This window comes from Burkholderia sp. NLJ2 (genome assembly GCF_049487195.1).
In the GTDB taxonomy this organism is placed as follows: Bacteria; Pseudomonadota; Gammaproteobacteria; order Burkholderiales; family Burkholderiaceae; genus Burkholderia; species Burkholderia pyrrocinia.
Genome location: NZ_CP137809.1, coordinates 405,670 through 425,736 on the forward strand (window position 1 = coordinate 405,670; position 20,067 = coordinate 425,736).

Sequence of the window (20,067 nt, forward strand, 5' to 3'; positions counted from 1 at the left end):
CAACGCCGAACCCACGTTGAAGCAAAAGTGGCCGCATGAACGCCGTCGTTCGCGCCATCGCGGCCCGGCCCGCCACGTCGAAGCCGGCGCCGTCGCGTCGAACGGCCCGGCCCGCCCGCTCAGGCGCGCGCGCCGGCCGGGCCCACGCCCAGCGCTTCGGCTTGCCGCACGAGATCCGGCAGCGTGCGGACCTGCATCTTCTTCATCACCTGGGCCCGATGCACCTTCACCGTGATTTCCTGCAGACCGAGATTCGCTGCGATCTGCTTGTTCATCAGGCCCGCGACCACCTGGCTCATCACTTCGCGTTCGCGTGGCGTCAACGACGCATAGGCCCCGCGCACCGCGTCCAGCGCACGGTCGCGCGCGAGGCGCTCGCCGTCGCGGGCCAGTGCGCGGGCGACGGCATCGAGCATCGTTTCGTCGTCGAACGGCTTCGTCAGGAAGTCGAGCGCGCCGCCCTTCATCGCCTTGACTGTCGTGGCCACGTCGCCGTAACCCGTCATGAACAGGATCGGCACGTTCAGGCCCGCACGCACCGCTTCCTCCTGAAGGGCCAGCCCGCTCTCGTCGGCAAGACGCACGTCGAGGATCAGGCAGCTCGGCACGGCGGGCCGCTCGAACGCGAGAAACGCCCGCGACGACGCGAACGTCTCGACGCGCAATCCCGCCGAACGCAACAGCGAACTCAACGCGCGCCGCAGCGTTTCGTCGTCGTCGACCACATAGACGATCGGCGCGGAGTCACCCGCGCCCCGATTGCCGATCGACGTCATATCCGGCGTGCTCGCCATTGCATTTCCCGTGTAGGCATCCGCTTCATTATCGAATGATAAACTAAGAAGCGGCCGGGCGGAACCGCGTCGCCGCATGCGGCGCGGCCGGTCGACAGGCCACCGCTCACGCAGGCGGCGCGCCGGATGCGACCTGATCGATCAGATTGAGCATATCGTCCGACGGAAACGGCTTGCGCAGGAACGCGACCGCGCCCTGCGCAAGCGCGCGTCGGACCGACTCGTCGTCGCCGTGCGCCGACATGAAGATGACCGGAAGCGTCGCCTTGCGCTGGACCAGCAGACGCTGGAGGTCGAGACCGCTCATCCCCTTCATCTTCAGATCGACCAGCACGCAAACCGCGTCGTCCAGCGGGCCGGCCGCCAGGAATTCCTCGCCCGACGCGAACGGCAATGCGGTATGGCCAGCCGATTTCAGCAGGCTGGCAAGACTCTTACGGACCGACGCATCGTCATCGATGATGCAAACAATGGCCATGAAATGAGAACCTGAAAATTTTGTCAATCCAGAACATCACGACGTAGCGTGCGCCGCATCGACAGGCGCAACCGCTACGCGCCACGCCCGCACGACCCGTGTGTCATGCCCACGACCCTGCCGCCAGCAGCGGTTGCGCGGACGCTGCCGGCACCGGCGTCTCCGCGCGCGCGTCGCCGACGAAGGACGCACACCGGGCATGGACGCGGCCGGCTTCGCCCGACTCCGCCAGCTTCTCGAGCGCATACGCGCGCACGACCTCGAGCAGCGAATAACGCTTCGAAAGTCCGACCGAATGGACGACCAGCAGCGATTTCGATGCAAGGCTCACCAGGCAGTCGAGCACCCGGGCGGCGCCCAGTTCGTCGCAGGCGGCCAGCGCGCACGCCGCGTCGAGCCGGAACGCATCCGGAAACACCGCGAGGCGGCACAGCACGGTGCGCTCCGCATCGCCGAGCAGCCGATAGCTCCATTCGATGGTGGCCCTGAGGGTCTGCTGGCGCGGATGGGCCGTACGCAGACCGCCGGACAACGACAGCACGGACGTGTCGAGATCGGCTGCCAGCCCCTGGATCCCGAGCAGCGCGACGCGGGCCGCGCCGAGCTCGAGCGCGAGCGGCAGGCCGCTCAGGCGGCGGCAGATCGTCGCGATCGCGTCCAGCGTCTTCGCATCCGCGGGAATGTCGGTGCCCATCGCGCGAGCCCGGGCCAGAAACATGCGGACTGCACCGCACGCGACGATCTCGCCGTCGTCCGTGCCGGCCGGCGGCACGGGCAGCGGCCCGACGCGATAAACGCGCTCGCCGGCGACACGCAGCGGTTCGCGGCTGGTCACGACGAGTATCGCGCCGGCATTCGCCTCCGCGATCGCTTCGCAGAGGTCCGCCAGCTCGTCGACATGCTGCTCGGCGTTATCGAGCACCAGCATGACGCGCTGCCCGGCGATCGCGCGCACGACCTCGGCCGGCCCGGCGTCCGGGCCGCCCGGCAGGTCGAGCGCGTCCAGCACCGCGGACTCCAGCGTCGCGCCGCCCTGCCAGCCGGCGAGATCGATCCGGACCATCTCGATGCCGCGCACCGCCGAACAGGCCGTCGCGACCTCCAGCGCGAGATGCGTCTTGCCAACGCCGCCGGGGCCGACCAGCGTGACGAGCGCCTCGCGCTCGAGCAGCGCGTGCAGCTCGGCCACTTCCTGCTCGCGGCCGATCAGCGGACATTTGCGCGGTGCGGTGCCCGCGCGGGCGCCGCGCGCCGGCTCGACCCCGTCCGGCTGGCGGTCGGCATGGGTCAGGTCGGCCGGCGGCGCGAGCCGATAGCCGCGGCCCGATTCGGTCCGTATCCACCCGTGCTTGCCGCCGAACAGCTTGCGCAGCGTCGAGATGTGCACCTGGATGTTGTTCTCGACCACGATCGTGTTCGGCCACACCGCTTGCATGATCTCGTCCTTCGACACGAGCCGGCCGGCCGCCGTCACCAGCAACTCGAGAATCTCGAATGCCCGGGCGCCGATATACCGGGGCTGCCCGTCGACGCAGACTTCGCGGCATTCAAGGGAAACCGTCACCCGCCCGAACGTGTACATGATCCGCACTCGCTTATGCTGCTCCGCACCCTGGGCCGCCTCGCGAGACGGCCCCCCCTGTTCCGCCCGCCGGACCCGCATCGATGCGGGTCGGGAGGCTTGAACGCATCGTATGGCGCGGCGGGCGCGCCGGCCATTATCTATAGGTTTAGTCGGGTACCGGCCGGCCCGGTCGGCGGGAACGGTGTGGGGGAGTGCCCCTATGTGGTTCGTCAACCGTTGGAAGCGGTTTCAGAAAGGCCCCGTGGGGCTGTCGGCTTTCGTGGCGAGCGGTTGATGTGACGGGTTGGCGCTGGCTACGCGGTTGGCAGGCTGCAGGCGGGTGGCACCGCTCGCCCAACAGCCTTGATGAAACCGTCTCTTAGCCACTCATCTTGTTAGCGCTTATCAATCGCTTGAACCAGTCGTACGCCCCACCCCACTGCGGTTGCTGGTATTGCCGCACCTCTCGCGCCAGCCACTCTCCGTTCTTGCCGTTATCCGCCATGCGATGAATCCGGTACGGGTCGCTACCCGGCACGTTGCGTCGAGTGTTGCGTGTCGTATAGAGGTACTCGAACCCCGCCGTTCGGGCCGCGTCGATATGGTCCTTGTCGTAATAGCCTTCTGGCCAGCACAAATGCTTTGACGCCACACCCATTTTCTCGATCAGAATCCGCTTTGACGTCTCGATGTCCGTGCGGATGTGATGAATTTTCTCGTCCGGATCAGTGCAATAACGATCCCAACGCAGGTGATAGTGCGTGTGACTGTGGAATTCGAACGTGCCAGCCGCGCGCATGACGTCGATCTCGCTCCAGCGTACGGTTACATCGTCGGCTTTCCCGGTCAGAACGAGGCGCTCGCATTCCGCGTGCGAACGTTCCGCGCTGCCAGCACGACCAGGAAAGGATCGGGTGGGACCGTCGTGGACGCGACCTGTTACAAGAAACATGATCGCGTTGAAACCGTAGCGCGCAAGACACGGATGAGCATGAACATAGTTGTCCAGATAACCGTCGTCGAACGTCAGCAGAATCGACTTCTCCGGCATTGGCGCGCCGTGCAGAAAGCACGCGAATTCGTCCGCCGTTAACGTGACGTATCCGTTACTCGCCAGCCAATGCATCTGCGATTCGAAGTGCTCCGGGGTGATGCTGAGTTCCCCGGGCGATGGTGAAACGTGGTGATACATCACTACTGGCACCGATCGAGCGTACGATTCCATAGATGGCTTTACCTGCCATGAATATAAAAATGATTGGGCATCCTGCCGAATCAGGTATTTATCCCGCACCGAACTTCTGAAAAAAAACCGGCCCGTTTCGGGGCCGGCGAGGGGTTCCGGACAATCCGGGGAGGGTTGGTGCCGGAACCAGGGCAACCTGCCATGATCAAGAATCGTCGTCGTCAACGAACCACCGCGTTGCATCGACAGAACTGATGCGTTTTCGAAATCGCATACCGCCAACGAAACGTTAACCCGTGACAGGCACGTCCAAAGACCTGTCTGCGTATTGCAGCATGTGCATCGCCGGGGTAGCGAAGCTCATACGGGAAAAGAAGGAGACCGGGAAGCCACGGCATCCGCCCCGGGCGACAGCGGCTTCGCCGCCAACACCTTCGTCGCCAGCCCGGTTTCGTACGACGCAATCCAGCCCTCGGTGATGAGTGCCACCAACGTTTCCCGTGCGACGGTGGAGACCCGGATATCGGCCTCCTGCATTCTCCCGATCGCCGCGCGAACCTCGTCCGGTTGATCGGACGCAAGCGCAAACACGAACCTTGAACGTGTTTCCGCCGCCCGGACGGCCTCGCTCCAGTCGGCCCGGCCAACCGCGACTTCGATCGCGTTCGTGAGCCCGTCAAGGCTCCGGATGACTTGCAACGGCGTCATTTCGCATTCCTATCAGTAAATCGTGCCGTCTGGATGCTTGCCCGCTAAGGCCCGAGTGACGTCAACACCGATCCACACGCGTTCAATGCCGGCAGTGGCGCGCTGAATAGGGGCAACTGCCTGTTATCGGTCACCGCCTTCGTCGCTGCAAGCCCTTCGACGACAGAGCGGAAACCGCGGTGCGGCATGCACGCCCGTCAGTTGCGAGGATTGTAGGGAGCCCTATGCCGCAGCGTACGTAATATTTTGTAATGATATGTCGAGCAACCTTTACCGGGCTTCGGACTGGCCAGCGTGAGAGCCGTTCGCACAAGCGGCGTTCCGCAAACGTTCTCGCCCGAACGACGCGTCGTCAGCGTTCCCTGCCGGTGACGCGCCGGATATCGCTCTGAATCATTTCGCCCGAACATCGAGCCGTTCGTCGACGACACGATTCCACACCGTCATCGATTCGCTTTTCCGCCAGGTGGCGATGATTTCCGTGCAGATAGGTTCAACGAACGATGCAGATTTCGCCACATTCCGTCGGAATATTGCGCAGTATTATCCACCTCGCTTCGGCTACCACGCGTCCGGACTGGGCCTGACCGCTCGCCATTTTCCCGTATTGCCCCCTCGCTTACCGATGTCCATCCGAATCCTGCTGGTCGAAGACGACGTTCATTTGTCCGCGCTGATCGCGGACTATCTGCGCAAGCATCAGTACGCGGTGGACACGCTGTTCGACGGCACCGACGCCGTATCCACGATCGTCGCGAGTTGCCCCGATCTGGTGCTGCTCGACATCAACCTGCCGGGCAAGGACGGCTTCGAGATTTGCCGCGAGGCACGCACGCACTACGACGGCGTCGTCATCATGTTGACGGCACGCGACGAAAAGTTCGACGAGTTGCTCGGCCTGGAGTTCGGCGCAGACGACTTTCTCCACAAGCCGATCGAGCCACGCATTCTGCTCGCGCGGATCAAGGCGCAGCTGCGACGGCTACGAATGCGTCCGGACGCCTGCACGCCCGAATCGCCCCAGCGATTCGCGTTCGGCAGGTTCTCGATCGACCGGACGGATCGCAAGGTTCACCTTCCCGACGGCAGCACGCCTCGCCTTACGTCAACCGAATTCGACCTGCTGTGGGCCCTTGCCTGCCGCGCCGGCGAGGTGGTCGGCCGGGAAGACCTGACGCTGCTGTTACGCCGCATCGCGTTCGACGGCCTCGATCGCTCGATCGACTGTCACATCTCGAAGCTGCGCCGCAAACTGTGTGATGACGCGCTCGAACCGAAGCGAATCAAAACGATCCGCGGCAAGGGTTATCTGTTCAGCAAACACGCGTGGGAATAACGCCGAATGCGTGCCGACGCGTGGCGTCGCGTACCCCATGTGCGCCGCACGGCCGCATGCATCGATCGGCTGCCCACCGGCTATCACGCGTGTGCCACCCGTTCCGCGCCGCCGGCCTGCCATCCTCCGCCCGGTGCCTCGTACAACGCAGGCCTGGAGGTACTGCAAATTTCCTCAGGCTGGCGGACAATGCACGGGGCCCGCCCGGACGGGCGCAACCCGGCCCGGCCGACCCCGTTTACAATCCGTTTTCACCCCGCTCCACCCAGCCTGCCCCCACCGTGAACCAACCCTTGCGCGACCCGGACGACACGAAGCGAATGGATGCCGACTGGCTGGCGCGCGCCCGCCTGTCGAATGCGGTCCGCTCGGGCGACGTGCTGTGGTTCGACCTGACCGACGCCGGGACGGGGCGCGTGTGGTCCGCGTGCCAGACCGGGTGGGAATCCGACCAGCGCTGCCGGCAATTCGAGCACGAATACGCATTGAACGGCGCCCTGGAACCGGCGTGGGCGCTCATGCCGGTTGCGCTGATCCGCGCCGCGGACGGCCCGGTGCTCGTCTATCCTCGCCCGGACGTGCGTGCGTTCGACACGCTGGCGGACGGACGGCTGCCGCTCGACACCTTTCTCGACGCGGCGATCCAGGCCGTGCGCGCGCTCGGGGAGCTTCATCGGCGCGGCTGGCTGCATGGCGATCTGCAACCGGCCAGTTTCGTCATCGCACCGGACGGTGCGGTGATGCTCCGCTCGTTCGCCCATGCGTGGGACCGTCGGACGGAACGCGCCGCAGCGAGTACGATGCGCACCGATTTCGCTGCCTACGCGGCGCCCGAAGTCTCCGAAGGCTCATGCGTCGACGAGCGCTCCGACCTGTACGCGTTCGGCATCACGCTGTTCCGCCTGCTGACGGGCGCAATGCCTTACAGGGCCACGTCGACGTCCGAATGGGTCCACGCGCACGTCGCCATGCAGCCGGCGCCGGCCACGACCTTTCGCGACGACCTGCCTGCCGTCCTGAACGACCTGATCCTGAAACTGATCGCCAAGGAGCCCGCCGATCGCTACCCGTCCTGCGAAACGGTGCAGCACGATCTCGAACGTATCCTGCGCGACTGGCTGGCGGCAGGCCGCGTCGAGCCGTTCGCGCTCGGCGGCAGCGATCCGCTCGCCGGTCTGCACGCGCCCGACCTGCTGGTCGGCCGCGAAGCCGAATCCCGCCGGCTCGATGAGGTGCTGGCGGCCGTCTCGCGAACCGGCGAGACGGCCATCGTCCTGATCGACGGGCCGGCCGGCGTCGGCAAGACCGCGCTCGCGGAGGACTTCATGCGCCATGCGCGAGCGGCATCGCCTGCGGCCTGGTGCACGTCGGCAAAGGTCGATCAGTTCCAGCCCGCTCGGCCCTATGCGCCCGTGCTGCAGGCATTGCGCGCGCTGTTCGGCAGCGCGCTGGCCAGGCCCGACGACGAATTCGCGGCGATCGCCGCGCGGCTGCGCGACTGCGTGGGCCGTCAGGCCAACCTGCTGTCCGGCATCTTCCCGGAGATTGCGTGGCTGCTCGATGTCGAGCCCGTCGCATTCGACCATACCGATGCGATTCCGGAATTTCATCTATGCCAGATCGTCGTGAATGCCTTCCGTGCGTTCGCGACGCCGGTCGAACCGCTGGTCATGGCGCTGGACGACATCCAGTGGGCCGACAACGCGACACTCGCGTTTCTTGCGTCGATCGCGGTCGATCCGCCGGCCAATTTCTGCATCGTGGCCGGTTATCGAAGCGGGCGGCAGCACGACCACCCGCCGGCGTTCCGCCGCTTCCTGCAGCAGCTCGAGCCCGCGCGCCTGTCGGCGCTGACGCTGGCACCGCTCGACGCACCCGACGTCACGCGCATGCTGGCCGGCATGCTCGGGGAGGCGCCGGCCCGGCTGTCCGGGCTCGGCGACATCGTTCACCGCAGGACCGGCGGCAATCCGTTCTACATCCAGCAACTGCTGCACACGCTGATCGACGAGCGGCTCCTCGGCCATGACCCGGCGACGCAAACGTGGCAATGGCATTCGGCCGACATCGACGCGCGCCACCTGACCGAGAACGTCGTGAGCCTGCTCGCGGTCCGGATGCAGCGGCTGCCGCGTGAATCGAGAACGCTGCTGTCGCTGCTGGCCTGTATCGGCACCGATGCCGACGAAGCGTTGTTGTGCGCCGTCGCCGGCAAGACGTGGGCCGAACTCCGCTTCTGGATGGACCCCGCGCGCCAGGCGGGCCTCGTGTCGCTCTCGGGAAACCGCTGGCGCTTCGTTCACGACCGCATCGTCGAGGCCGCCCACGCGCTCGCCGGGCGGGCTGAGCGCGCGCAGTGCCACGCCCGGATCGCCGCCGCGATGCTCGGGCGCACGGGCGCACAGTCGACCGAATCCCTGCTGGAACTCGCCGCCCAGATCGAGCAGGCGAAAACCGCGCCGCTCGACAGCGCGCTCGCACTCGCATTCGCGGAGGCGCTGGTCGCGGCCGCGGAGGCGGCGGCCACGGCCGCCGCGCGCGATCGCGCGTTGTCGTTTCTCGCGTCCGCGCAAGCGCTGCTCGGTCCTCACACCTGGTTGCACCACTACGGTCTTGCAAGCCGGATCGGCATCCTGCGCAGCGGCCTGCTGCTCGCGACCGGCGAAACCGCACAGGCCTCCGACGCGATCGACGAGCTGATGGCGCGTACGCGCACGCCGCCCGATCGCGCCGAGGCGCACCGGCTGAAGGCCGGGCAGCTCACGGTGGAGTCGCGCTACCGGCAGGCCGTCGACGTCGCGCTGGCCGGGCTGGCGCTGCTCGGCGTGGAACTGTCGGCCGAGCCGGCCGAGGCCGATCTCGCGGCCGCCTGCGACGCGGTGCGGGAAGCGCTCGACGGCCGCGCCATCCGCGACCTCGTCGACCTGCCCGTGATGACCGACACGCGCGTCGAAGCCACGATGTCACTGCTGACCGCACTCGAAGCCGCGATGTTCTATCCGAGCGGCGGGCTGATGTTGCTGCATTTCGCGACGATGGTCCGGCTGACCCTGCGCCACGGCGTCACCGCCGCGTCGGTGCAGGGGCTTGCGTGGTACGGCGTCAGCATCGCCGGGCATCACGACGCGTATGAAGACGGCTTCGAATTCGCGAAGGTCGCGCTCGCGCTGGTCGATCGCCACGGCTTCGAGCGCTACCGCTCCGCGACGCTGATCGCGCTCGACCAGGTGAGCGTCTGGACCCAGCCGCTGTCGTACGCGCTCGACCGCGCGCGCGATGCGAAAACGGCGGGCAATGCGAGCGCCGAGCTGCGCTGGATGTGCTACAGCTGCAATCACATCGTCAGCGATCTGCTGTCGATGGGCGAAGCGCTGCCGGCGATCCGCGACGAGATCGATCCGCTGCTGCAGATCGCACGCGGCGCGCGTTACGACGACATCGTCGACCTCGTGTCCACCCAGTCGGAATTCGTCGACGCGCTGCAGCACGGCTACCACCGGCCGGTCGGCACGTGGCGTGCGCGTCCGTCGACGAAGACGCCGATGTCGGTCCTGCAGTTCTGGACCGACGTGCTCGCTGGCCAGGCGGCCTTCATCTACGGCGACGCGGACGCGGCGCGTGCGTCGCTCGATGCCGCCGCCTCGAGCGCGTGGTCGACGCCCGCGCACATCATGCTGTCCGACTTCCATCTGTTCGGCGTGCTGGCCGGGATCGCGAGCGACCGCGGCGCCACGCCGCCCGAGCGGCTGCTCGAACGCCATGCGCCGCAACGCGCCCGCTTCGCCACGTGGAACGAACGCAATCCGGCGACGTTCCGCAACAAGCTTGCGCTGATCGACGCCGAATTCGCGCGCGTGCGCGGCGAGCATATCGTCGCGATGCAGCAGTACGAGGCCTCGGCCAGCCTCGCGGCGGAACGCGGATTCGTACACGAACAGGCCCTCGCGCACGAACTGGCCGCGCATCACGCCACGTCGCTCGGGCTTGCTGGCCCGGCCCGCCACCAGCTGCGGCTCGCCCATGCGTGCTACCGGCGCTGGGGCGCGACCGGCAAGGCGCAGGCGATGGAAGCGCAGCATCCGTTCCTCGTGATGGACCCGTCGCCGGGCGGCCCGGCCATGCCCGCGCGCGAAGATCTCGATCTCGCGCTCGCGATGCGCGCGGCCCATTCGCTGTCCGAGGAAATCGTGCTGGAGCGCCTGATCCAGACGCTGATGCGCAACATGATCGTGTACGCCGGCGCACGCCATGGCCTGCTGCTGCTCGCCCGGCACGACCGGCTGACGATCGAGGCGACCGCGCGCATCGTCAGCAGCGACGTGATCGTCGATATCGCCCGCAGCGAACCCACCGAGCAGGATGTCCCGCTGTCGATCCTGAACACCGTCGCCCGGACCCGCAAGCCGGTCGTGCTCGCGAACGCGCAGCGCGAAGGCGTGCCCGACCACGCCGACAGCCTGCGCTCGCACCCGACGCGCTCGCTGTTCTGCCTGCCGTTGTTGAAGCAGGGTGCGCTGATCGGCGTGCTGTATCTCGAGAATGCTTTGTCCAACGGCGTGTTTTCGCCGCGGCGCATCGCGATGCTGGAAGTGCTCGCGCCGCAAGCGGCCAATGCGCTCGAATCCGCCCGGCTCTACGCGGAACTGATCGACGAGAACGCGCGCCGGGTCGAGACCGAGGCCGCGCTGCGGCATGCGCGGACCGAACTCGCGCGCACCGCGCACATGACGGTGATGGGCGAACTGGCCGCGTCGATCGCGCACGAGATCAATCAGCCGCTGACGAGCATCGTGTCGAGCGTCGGCGCGTGCATGCGCTGGCTGCGCGGCACGCAACCCGATCTCGGCGAAGCGCTCGCGAGCCTCGAGGACATCCGCGCGTCCGGCGTGCGGGCGGCCGACATCGTCCGCGCGTTGCGATCGCTTGCACGCCAGGCACCGCCCGCGCTGGCGCCGCTCGCGATCGACGACCTGATTCGCGACATGCTGCATCTCACCGCGACCGAAATCGACGCGAAGCAGGTCGCGCTGCGCGTCGACCTGCATTGCAACGACATCCGCGTGATGGCGGATCGCACCCAGCTCCAGCAGGTGATCCTGAACCTGGTCACCAACGCGCTCGACGCGATGGACGGACTCGCCACATCGTGCGAGCTCGAGATCGCGTCGCACGTCGACGACGGTTACGCGGTCGTCTCCGTTGCCGACCGCGGCGCCGGCATCGATGCCGGGATCGCGAACCAGATCTTCGATCCGTTCTTCACGACGAAATCGCACGGCATGGGGATGGGCCTCGCGATCTGCCGCTCGATCGTCGAAGCGCATGGCGGCACGCTCGAAGCCGCGCCGCGCGACGGGAACGGCACCGTGCTGACGTTCCGGCTGCCGGTGTCGACGACAGGCTGACGCGCGGGGCGAGCACGGAGCGCAACCCGCGTCTCCCCGCCGTTCAGGTGCCGCCCGACCGATGCGCGTCTTCGCCGAGGAACCGGTGCACGAACGTCACGGCCATCGCCCCTTCGCCGACCGCCGACGCCACCCGCTTGACCGACCCCGACCGCACGTCGCCCGCCGCGAACGAACCGGGCACGCTCGTTTCCAGATAGTAGGGCCGGCGCTCGAGCGGCCACACGCGCTCGAATGCCGGGCAGTCGTACAGATCGCTGCCGGTCACCAGATAGCCGCCCGGATTGCGGATGATGTTCGTATCGCGCGCCCATTCGGTGTTCGGCGCACCGCCGATGCAGACGAACAGGTGCGTGGCCGGCAGCACGTCGCGCGCGCCGTCTTCCGAACGCAGCACGATCGCTTCGAGCCGGCCGTCGCCGTGCAGCGCGTCGACGGTCGAGCCGTACCGCACCGTCACGTTCGGCATGCGCTCGATCCGGTCGATCAGGTAGCGCGACAGCGTCGCCGCCAGCGACGCGCCCCTGACGATCATCGTGACTTCGCGCGCGTGCCGCGCGAAGTTCATCGCGGCCTGCCCCGCCGAATTGCCGCCGCCGACGATGAACACGTGCTTGCCGTCGCACATCGGCGCTTCGCTCGACCCCGCGCCGTAGAACAGGCCGGCGTTGAGAAACTTCTGTTCGTCGGGCAAGCCGAGACTGCGGTATTCGATCCCGGTCGCGCAGATGTTCGAGCGCGCGGTCAGGATCGAGCCGTCGGCCAGGTCGACGCGAATTTTTCCGTCGACGAACGTCGCGTGCACGCCCTCGCGCATCATCAGCAGCTCGACGCCGAACTTGACCGCCTGCTGGCGGGCGCGCTCGGCCAGCTCGGCGCCCGGAATGCCCTCCGGGAACCCCATGTAATTCTCGATCAGCGAACTCGTGCCCGCCTGCCCGCCGATCGCATCGCGTTCGATCACGACGGCCCGCAGCCCTTCCGATGCCGCGTAGACGGCCGCCGACAGGCCGGCCGGACCGGCGCCGTAAATCGATACGTCGTACTCGATGAAGCGCGGCCGGGCGACCCAGCCGAGCTTGGCGGCAATCTCCGGCAGCGTCGGCTGGAAGATGCACGAACCGTCCGGGAAGATGACGGCCGGCAACCGGATATCGCGCAGCGGCGCGATGCCCAGCTCGCGCGCGCAATCGGTGTCGGACGTCAATTCGCACCATTCGTACTCGACCACGCCGCGTTTCAGGAAGTCGCGGATTGCGTAGGCCTCCTTGCTGTTCGGCAAGCCGATTACCTTGACATGCTGCGACTGCGCCATGAGTGTCTCCCGGTGACCGCCGTGTCGGATCCCGGCCGGTTCCCGCGCCGTCCGCACGTGTGACTGTACGTCGTCCGTCGGTCGCGGCCGCCATGTTTCATAAGAATTAAGGTCCGCTCGCGAGTCGACCGTCCACAATGAATCCTGTCCCACCCCGCTCGCAGCGTCGCGCCGGCCGCGCTGCGAGCGCTCCGCGGCGCCGGCATCGGAGCGGAACATGACCACGACCTGCACCCATCTCGGCGAAGCGCGCATCCTGACCACCGACAAGGACTACTGCGAGGAATGCGTGAAGTCCGGCAGCCGGTGGGTGCATTTGCGCCTGTGCCTGACCTGCGGGCACGTCGGCTGTTGCGACTCGTCGCCGAATCGCCACGCCAGCCGGCATTTTCACGAAACCAGCCACCCGCTCGCGCGTTCGATCGAGCCCGGCGAGCGCTGGGTCTGGTGCTATGCGGACGACGTGATGGCCGGCGAAATCACGTCGTAACGCACCACGCATCACGACGGCCGGCCGGCGACGCACGCCGGCGGTCGAACACGGGAGTCACGCACGATGAAGATAGTCATTGCAGGCGGATCGATCGCCGGCCTCGCAGCCGCGCTGACGCTCGATTGCATCGGACACGACGTCACGGTCTGCGAACGCTCGCCGTCCCCGCTGCGCGGCCAGGGCGGCGGCGTGGCCGTGCTGCGGCGCATGATGGCGTTTCTCGAACAGCATGGCCGGCATTGCCGCCAGATGATCAGCGTGCCGACGCACCGGCGGCGCTGGATCGATCGCGACGGCCTCGTCACGCGCGACGAACCCGAAATGCTGCCGTTTTCGTCATGGGACGCCGTCTACCGCTCGCTGTGCGAGACGCTGCCGCGCGGGCGCATCCAGTACGGCCGCGCGGTCACCGGCTTCGAGCAGGACGCGGACGGTGTCGACGTCCACCTCGGAGACGAACGCATCCGCGCGGATGTGCTGATTGCAGCCGACGGTTCCGGCTCGCACCTGCGCGCGCAACTCTTCCCCGGCTATACGCCATCGTTTGCCGGTTACCTCGCATGGCGCGGCATCGTCGACGAAGCCGAATTCGACGCCGCGGCGATCGCATCGCTGGTCGAGAACATGACGCTTCACAAGGCGCCGGGCGAGCTGTTCATGGCGTTCCTGATTCCCGCGCTCGACGGCTCGCTCGCGCCGGGCGCGCGCCGCTTCAACTGGCTCTGGTATCGCAACGAAACCGACCAGGATGCGCTGCGCCGCCACCTGACCGATCGGGCCGGCCACGTTCATCACGCGTCCGTGCAGCCGGGGCAGCTTTCCGACGAGGTCGTCGCCACGCTGCGGCGACTCGCCGACGAACGGCTGCCTGCTTCCCTGTCGCAACTGGTGCTCGCGACGCCCGCGCCATTCAACCAGGCGATTGTCGACGCGTTGAGTCCCGCTTTCGTCGACGGCCGCGTCGCACTGATCGGCGACGCGGCCTGCACCGTGCGTCCCCATACCGCATCCGGCACGTCGAAGGCGGCGAGCGATGCCGTGTCGCTCGCGGAAGCACTGCCGGCGGACGCGACCGATGTCGTCGAGCGCCTGGCGCAATGGTCGGCCCGGCGGCGGGAGGAAGTGACGTCGTTGCTCGACAAGGGTCCGCAACTTGCCGCGGCGTTCGGCCTCGGCACGCCGCGATGACGCATGGATGCAGGCGCCGGAACGGTTCGTGCGCCCGTTCAGAACGTTTCAGCGCCGCTTCAGGAATTGGCGCCGGCGCCCACGTAGACTGCCTCCCATCCGCCACCGCGCAGGCCACGGCCCGCGCGCGGCCCCCACTCCTGGAGCAACGACATGATCTCCGCCGCGAATCGCTGCCGCCGGGCAGGCTTGTCATCGCCGAATCGATCGGCGATGCCGCGCTGCCATCCGGCGATGCCGACCGGAACGTCCGTCACGATCACTCGCACGCCCGGCCGCACAAGCTGGCCCGCCTGTCGCGGTAACCGGATCTGCGGCGCCGCGTACAACCGTCATGCGGACACCCGCGGCCGGCGTTCGGTCTATTGCCCCGCCTGGCGAACGACGCCGGACGAACCGGTTCGCGTGGAGCGCGCATGAAGCACAAACGACTCTGGTTCGGTGCCGCAGGCGTCACGATCGTCGGCCTGGCGGTCGCGATCGGCATCATGGTTCGGCCGTCGATCGCGCCGATCGATCCGCCGGCACGCGCGTCGTTCGATCCGCAACTGATCCGGGCCGGCGCGCGCGTGGTCGCGCTCGGCGATTGCATCGTCTGCCACACCGCGAAGGACGGCAAGCCGTTCGCCGGCGGGCTGCCGCTCGCGACGCCGTTCGGCACGATCTACGCGACCAACATCACGCCGGATGCCGACACCGGCATCGGCCGCTGGTCGCGTGACGCATTCGCGCGCGCGCTGCGCAGCGGCATCGCCCGCGACGGCCATCCGCTGTACCCGGCCTTTCCGTACATTCACTTCACGCGGATGTCCGACGACGACATCGCGGCCGCGTACGCATACCTGATGACCCGCGAACCGGTCCAAACGAAGACGCCGGCGAACGACCTGATCTTCCCGCTCAACTTCCGGCCGCTGGTCGCGTTCTGGAACGTGCTGTTCCTGCGCGAGGGCGCGTACCGGCCGGACCCGTCGCAATCCGCGCAATGGAATCGCGGCAAGCTGCTCGTCGACGGCCTCGGACACTGCGCGTCCTGCCATTCGCCGCTGAATGCGATCGGCGGCGAACAGGCCGGCAAGGCGTTCGACGGCGGCATCGTCGACGGCTGGGACGCACCACCGCTCAATACGCTCGGCAACGCGGTCCACCCGTGGACGCAGGCGCAACTGGTCACGTACCTGCGCACCGGCCGCGCGAGCGAGCACGGCGCGGCCGCCGGACCGATGCTCCCCGTCACGCGCGATCTCGCAACGGTGCCGGTCGAGGATGTCGAGGCCATCGCGGCCTACATCCTGTCGATCCAGAAGCCGGCTGCTCCACGGCCCGTGACGACCGCCGCCGAACGCAAAGCGACGACGCCCGCCGGCCAACGCGGTGCGGTGCTGTTCCAGGCGTCGTGCGCGCAGTGCCACGGGCCGGCAGCACCGATGCAGTCGATCGGCGAGCGGCCGACGCTCGCGTTCAGCACGGCGGTCGCCGCCGACACGCCGCGCAACGCGATCCAGATGATGTTCAACGGGATCGGCTGGCATGGCGAGGACACGCTGAACTACATGCCGTCCTACCTCGACCAGTACGACGACGCGCAGATCGCGGACCTCGCCGCCTACCTCCGCGAAACGTATTCCGATCGCCCCGCGTGGAGCGGCATCGACACCCTGGCCGCGAAGCTCAGAAAGGAGGACAGCGCGCAATGATCACCCTCACCGTGAATGGCGTGCGGCACACGCTCGACATCGATCCGTCCACGCCGCTCCTTTACGCGCTGCGCAACGACCTGCACCTGCACGGCGCGAAGTTCGGCTGCGGCCTCGGACAATGCGGCGCGTGCACCGTGATCGTCGACGACAAGCCGATGTTCTCGTGCCTGATCCCGGTCGCCGCGATCGGCGAGCGCCGCGTCAGGACCCTCGAGAGCCTCGGCACCGCCGGGCATCCGGGCAAGCTTCAGCAGGCGTTCATCGATCATCAGGCGGCGCAGTGCGGTTATTGCATCGCCGGCATGATCATGCGCGCGCAGGCGCTGCTCGAACGCAACCCGAAACCGACCGAACAGGAGCTGCGCACGCACATGGAACCGAATCTGTGCCGTTGCGGCACCCACATGCGGATCCTGGCGGCCGTGCGCCAGGTCGCGGGCTTGCCGGACCCGGAACCGGCGGCCGCGCCCGTCATGATCAGCAAGGGGCTCTGATGAACCCACCCGACGACATCGACGAAGGCCGCCGGCACTTCATGGTTTCCGGCGCGCTCTTCGTCGCGTTCAGCCTCGCACCGGCCGCGCGTGCCGCCGCCGAGGTCGTGCTCGCGGACGAAGGCGCCGCCGTCCACGTGGCCAAGGCCACCGAAACGCTGGCCGGCAGCCTGAAGACCAACCCATTGCTGGACGCGTGGATCAAGATCACGCCCGAGGGCAAGGTCACCGTGTTCACCGGCAAGGTCGAGCTCGGCACCGGCGTGCGCACCGCGTTGCTGCAGGTGGCCGCCGAAGAGCTGAACATGAAGCCGTCGCTGATCACGTTCCTGACCGCCGACACCGGCGCGTCGCCGGACGAGGGATTGACGGCCGGCAGCCACACGATGGCGGACAGCGGCTCCGCGTTGCTGAACGCCGCCGCGCAGGTGCGCGGGCTGCTGGTCGACGGCGCGGCGAAGCAGTTCGGCGTCGAGGCGCGCCTGCTCACCGTCGCCGACGCGGTCATCAAGGCGCCGGACGGCCGCACGATGCGCTACGGCGACGCGGTCCGGACCGTCGACCTGCATCGCAACGCGACGCCGACATCGCCGTTGAAGCCTCCAACCACGTTCGCCGTGATCGGCACGTCGCTGCCGCGCGTCGACATCCCGAACAAGGTCACGGGCGGCGTCAGCTACGTACAGGACATGGAACTGCCCGGCATGCTGCACGCGCGCGTCGTGATGCCGCCGGTGTACGACGCGAAACTGCAGTCGTTCGACGAGGCCGCGATCCTGAAGATGCCGGGTGTCGTGCGGATCGTGCGCAACGGCGGCCTGCTCGCGGTGGTCGCGCAGGGCGAATGGCAGGCGGTCGTCGCGCAGCGCGCGCTGTCCGCCGGCTGCCGCTGGTCGCCCGGCCGGGCGCTGCCCGATCGCGCGACGGTTCATCAGGACCTGAAGCGGATCGCGACGCAGCGCATTGAAATCGCCAATACGCATGCGCAAACCGCGCCGGCCACGAAAACGCTGAGCGCCACGTTCCTGAAGAACTACCTGCTGCACGGCTCGATCGGGCCGTCCTGCTCGGTCGCGCATCTCGAGAACGGCACGCTGACCGTGTGGACCCACTCGCAGGGCGTATACCCGCTGCGCGACGCGCTTGCCGAGATGCTGTCGATGCCGAAGGCGAGCATCCGCTGCATTCACACCGAGGGCTCCGGCTGCTACGGGCACAACGGAGCGGACGACGCGGCCGCGCATGCGGCGCTGATCGCGGCCGCGATGCCCGGCAAGCCGATCCGCGTGCAGTGGATGCGCGAGCAGGAACATACGTGGGACCACTTCACGCCGGCAATGGTCACCGAGCTCAGCGCGTCGCTCGACGCGAGCGGCCGCATCGTCGACTGGAACTACGCGCTGTGGAGCAGCTCGCACAACGAGCGCATCGTCAATGCCGGCCGGCTGCTGCCCGCGCGGATGCTCGAACCGCCGTTCGTGCCCGCGCCGTCGACGCCGATGCTGCAGCCCGAGGGCGGCGGCGATCGCAACGCGATCCCGCTGTACGCGCTGCCGAACCTGCACATCGTCAACAACTTCTCGCCGACGATGCCGCTGCAGACGTCGGCGATGCGCTCGCTCGGCGCGCACACGAACGTCTGGGCGATCGAAAGCTTCATGGACGAGCTGGCGCACGCCGCCGGCGTCGATCCGGTCGAATTCCGGCTGCGTCACATGCAGGATCACCGCGCGAGCCAGGTGATCAAGCTCGTCGCGACGAAATTCGGCTGGCCCCGGCCGCCGCGCGAGCGCAACCGCGGCGTCGGCTTCGCATTCGGCAAATACAAGAACCTGATGGCTTACGTCGCGATCGCGGTCGAGGTGTCGGTCGTTCCGGAAACCGGCCAGGTGACGCTCGAACGTGCGGAAGCGGCCGTCGACGCGGGCCAGGTCGTGTCGCCGGACGGCATTCGCAACCAGATCGAAGGCGGTATCATCCAGTCCGCGAGCTGGACGCTGTACGAGGCGTTGAAATACGATACGCAACGCATCCGCAGCTTCGACTGGAGCAGCTATCCGATTCTCCGCTTCGGCGCAGCACCGCAAAGCATCAAAGTGCATCTGATCAATCGTCCGGGCGCACCGTTCCTCGGCGCGGCCGAGGCGTCGATGGGGCCGACTGCCGGCGCGCTCGCCAACGCGATCTTCGACGCGACCGGCCAGCGCATGCGCGAAATGCCGTTTGCGGGCGACGCCCTCAGGAAACGCATCGACGCATAGCGGCATCGCACAATCACAACAAATCGCGCCGGCATGAACCGGCGCGAGCAACACACAGGCTGGAGATTTCCGAACGATGGATACCTTGCTTTCGATGCGCGTGTTTACGCGCATCGTCGAGACGGGCAGCTTCACGCGCGCGTCCGACACGACCGGACTCACGACGCCGCGCGTGTCCGCGCTGCTGAGCGGACTCGAACAGCATCTCGGCTGCCGGCTGCTGAACCGCACCACACGCCGGATTTCGCTGACCGAGGACGGGCAGGCGTACTACGAACGCTCGGTCGCGGTGCTGCGCGAGATCGACGACATGGAGGCATCGGTGTCGCAAGCGCGCAATGTGCCGCGCGGCCGTCTGAAAGTGAACCTGCCGCCGGCCATGGCGAAGCAGATCATGATACCGGCCCTGCCCGAGTTTCTCGCCGCCCATCCGGGCATCATGGTCGAGCTCGGCGTGACCGATCGCCAGATCGACCTCGTCGGCGAAGGCGTCGACTGCGTGGTGCGGATCGGCGCGCTCGACGATTCAGGCTTGATCGCGAAACGGATCGGCAGCCTGACGACCTGCACCTGCGCGTCCTCCACGTATCTCGACCAATACGGCATGCCCGAAACGGTGGACGATCTCGCGCAGCACGTCGCGGTCAGCCACATCTCGGCCGATACGGGCCGGCCGCGCCCCTGGGACTACATCGTCGACGGCGAAACGCGCATCGTGCAGATGTGCGGCACGGTCGCGGTCAACGACGCCGACGCCTACATCGCGTGCGGCGTCGCGGGCATCGGCTTGATCAGGACCGCGCTGTACCTGGTCGAGCCGTATCTGCAATCGGGGCGCCTGCGCGAGGTGCTGACCGATTTCAACACGCCGCCGCGGCCGATCTCGATCCTGTATCCGCCCAATCGACATACGCCCGTCAAGCTCAAGGTCTTCGTCGACTGGCTCACGGGGCTGTTCGCGCAGATTCCGACGCTGCAGGGCAAGCGCAGTTGACGCCGGCGGTCGACCCTCATCGCTGAAACCGCTCGCCCGCGCCGCCGTGCACACTGTGAAAATCAAGTGAATTAAGACGCGGTTTAGGACTATTCAGTCCGCCCGATCCAGACTGCTCTCATGGGGCTTCGCTACCCGCGATATCCGCGCC

15 protein-coding genes are annotated in these 20,067 nt (G+C 67.4%); 8 read left to right on the forward strand and 7 right to left on the reverse strand.

Annotation, left to right across the window (positions count from 1 at the left end):
- Positions 1-119: 119 nt before the first annotated feature.
- The 5 genes from R9B84_RS18415 to R9B84_RS18435 form a co-directional block, all read right to left on the reverse strand.
- A complete protein-coding gene (locus tag R9B84_RS18415) occupies positions 120-794 on the reverse strand; it encodes a response regulator transcription factor (protein WP_423760799.1) in 675 nt (224 codons plus the stop codon).
- A gap of 106 nt (positions 795-900) precedes the next feature.
- A complete protein-coding gene (locus R9B84_RS18420) occupies positions 901-1,272 on the reverse strand; it encodes a response regulator transcription factor (RefSeq protein WP_423760800.1) in 372 nt (123 codons plus the stop codon).
- Positions 1,273-1,375: 103 nt separating this feature from the next.
- A complete protein-coding gene (locus R9B84_RS18425; protein WP_423760801.1) occupies positions 1,376-2,854 on the reverse strand; it encodes a winged helix-turn-helix domain-containing protein in 1,479 nt (492 codons plus the stop codon).
- Between the two features lie 361 nt (positions 2,855-3,215).
- Positions 3,216-4,247, reverse strand: coding sequence for a polysaccharide deacetylase family protein (locus R9B84_RS18430; protein ID WP_423760802.1), 1,032 nt, complete (start codon positions 4,245-4,247; stop codon positions 3,216-3,218).
- Between the two features lie 135 nt (positions 4,248-4,382).
- Positions 4,383-4,730 carry a hypothetical protein gene (locus tag R9B84_RS18435; protein WP_423760803.1) on the reverse strand — a complete coding sequence of 116 codons (348 nt, stop codon included), beginning with the start codon at positions 4,728-4,730 and terminating at the stop codon, positions 4,383-4,385.
- 625 nt (positions 4,731-5,355) lie between these two features.
- Here R9B84_RS18435 and R9B84_RS18440 point away from each other — a divergent pair.
- Together R9B84_RS18440 and R9B84_RS18445 are read left to right on the forward strand one after the other, a co-directional pair.
- Positions 5,356-6,066, forward strand: coding sequence for a response regulator (locus R9B84_RS18440; RefSeq protein ID WP_423760985.1), 711 nt, complete (start codon positions 5,356-5,358; stop codon positions 6,064-6,066).
- A gap of 320 nt (positions 6,067-6,386) precedes the next feature.
- Positions 6,387-11,471: a trifunctional serine/threonine-protein kinase/ATP-binding protein/sensor histidine kinase gene (locus tag R9B84_RS18445; RefSeq protein ID WP_423760804.1), complete on the forward strand. Its 5,085-nt coding sequence runs from the start codon at positions 6,387-6,389 to the stop codon at positions 11,469-11,471.
- A 43-nt stretch (positions 11,472-11,514) separates the two neighbouring features.
- On the opposite strand, the gene R9B84_RS18450 is transcribed toward R9B84_RS18445, so the two are convergent.
- Positions 11,515-12,786, reverse strand: coding sequence for an NAD(P)/FAD-dependent oxidoreductase (locus tag R9B84_RS18450; RefSeq protein ID WP_423760805.1), 1,272 nt, complete (start codon positions 12,784-12,786; stop codon positions 11,515-11,517).
- A gap of 217 nt (positions 12,787-13,003) precedes the next feature.
- Between R9B84_RS18450 and R9B84_RS18455 the strand changes: the two genes are divergently transcribed.
- Together R9B84_RS18455 and R9B84_RS18460 are read left to right on the forward strand one after the other, a co-directional pair.
- Positions 13,004-13,276, forward strand: a complete 273-nt coding sequence (locus tag R9B84_RS18455) for a ubiquitin carboxyl-terminal hydrolase 14 (protein ID WP_423760806.1) — start codon at positions 13,004-13,006, stop codon at positions 13,274-13,276.
- Between the two features lie 66 nt (positions 13,277-13,342).
- Entirely contained in the window at positions 13,343-14,467 is a 1,125-nt protein-coding gene (locus R9B84_RS18460) for an FAD-dependent monooxygenase (RefSeq protein WP_423760807.1), read from the forward strand.
- 59 nt (positions 14,468-14,526) lie between these two features.
- Here the strand turns inward: R9B84_RS18460 and R9B84_RS18465 are convergent, their stop codons facing one another.
- Complete coding sequence (locus R9B84_RS18465; RefSeq protein ID WP_423760808.1) at positions 14,527-14,724, reverse strand: hypothetical protein; 198 nt, start codon at positions 14,722-14,724, stop codon at positions 14,527-14,529.
- A gap of 159 nt (positions 14,725-14,883) precedes the next feature.
- Here R9B84_RS18465 and R9B84_RS18470 point away from each other — a divergent pair, with 159 nt between their 5' ends.
- The 4 genes from R9B84_RS18470 (at position 14,884) to R9B84_RS18485 (ending at position 19,916) form a co-directional block, all read left to right on the forward strand.
- Entirely contained in the window at positions 14,884-16,164 is a 1,281-nt protein-coding gene (locus R9B84_RS18470; RefSeq protein WP_423760809.1) for a c-type cytochrome, read from the forward strand.
- Positions 16,161-16,661 carry a (2Fe-2S)-binding protein gene (locus tag R9B84_RS18475; RefSeq protein ID WP_423760810.1) on the forward strand — a complete coding sequence of 167 codons (501 nt, stop codon included), beginning with the start codon at positions 16,161-16,163 and terminating at the stop codon, positions 16,659-16,661. Before R9B84_RS18470 ends, R9B84_RS18475 begins: the two co-directional genes overlap by 4 nt.
- Positions 16,661-18,922: a molybdopterin cofactor-binding domain-containing protein gene (locus R9B84_RS18480; protein WP_423760811.1), complete on the forward strand. Its 2,262-nt coding sequence runs from the start codon at positions 16,661-16,663 to the stop codon at positions 18,920-18,922. Before R9B84_RS18475 ends, R9B84_RS18480 begins: the two co-directional genes overlap by 1 nt.
- 76 nt (positions 18,923-18,998) lie before the next feature.
- Positions 18,999-19,916: a LysR family transcriptional regulator gene (locus tag R9B84_RS18485; RefSeq protein ID WP_423760812.1), complete on the forward strand. Its 918-nt coding sequence runs from the start codon at positions 18,999-19,001 to the stop codon at positions 19,914-19,916.
- The last annotated feature ends 151 nt before the right edge of the window (positions 19,917-20,067 follow it).

What these genes read in the sequence shown, in the direction of transcription:
- R9B84_RS18415 (WP_423760799.1), bottom strand. Translation starts at nt 794, where the DNA reads ATGGCGAGCACGCCGGATATGACGTCGATCGGCAATCGGGGCGCGGGT.
- R9B84_RS18420 (WP_423760800.1), bottom strand. Translation starts at nt 1,272, where the DNA reads ATGGCCATTGTTTGCATCATCGATGACGATGCGTCGGTCCGTAAGAGT.
- R9B84_RS18425 (WP_423760801.1), bottom strand. Translation starts at nt 2,854, where the DNA reads ATGTACACGTTCGGGCGGGTGACGGTTTCCCTTGAATGCCGCGAAGTC.
- R9B84_RS18435 (WP_423760803.1), bottom strand. Translation starts at nt 4,730, where the DNA reads ATGACGCCGTTGCAAGTCATCCGGAGCCTTGACGGGCTCACGAACGCG.
- R9B84_RS18440 (WP_423760985.1), top strand. Translation starts at nt 5,356, where the DNA reads ATGTCCATCCGAATCCTGCTGGTCGAAGACGACGTTCATTTGTCCGCG.
- R9B84_RS18445 (WP_423760804.1), top strand. Translation starts at nt 6,387, where the DNA reads ATGGATGCCGACTGGCTGGCGCGCGCCCGCCTGTCGAATGCGGTCCGC.
- R9B84_RS18450 (WP_423760805.1), bottom strand. Translation starts at nt 12,786, where the DNA reads ATGGCGCAGTCGCAGCATGTCAAGGTAATCGGCTTGCCGAACAGCAAG.
- R9B84_RS18455 (WP_423760806.1), top strand. Translation starts at nt 13,004, where the DNA reads ATGACCACGACCTGCACCCATCTCGGCGAAGCGCGCATCCTGACCACC.
- R9B84_RS18460 (WP_423760807.1), top strand. Translation starts at nt 13,343, where the DNA reads ATGAAGATAGTCATTGCAGGCGGATCGATCGCCGGCCTCGCAGCCGCG.
- R9B84_RS18470 (WP_423760809.1), top strand. Translation starts at nt 14,884, where the DNA reads ATGAAGCACAAACGACTCTGGTTCGGTGCCGCAGGCGTCACGATCGTC.
- R9B84_RS18475 (WP_423760810.1), top strand. Translation starts at nt 16,161, where the DNA reads ATGATCACCCTCACCGTGAATGGCGTGCGGCACACGCTCGACATCGAT.
- R9B84_RS18480 (WP_423760811.1), top strand. Translation starts at nt 16,661, where the DNA reads ATGAACCCACCCGACGACATCGACGAAGGCCGCCGGCACTTCATGGTT.
- R9B84_RS18485 (WP_423760812.1), top strand. Translation starts at nt 18,999, where the DNA reads ATGGATACCTTGCTTTCGATGCGCGTGTTTACGCGCATCGTCGAGACG.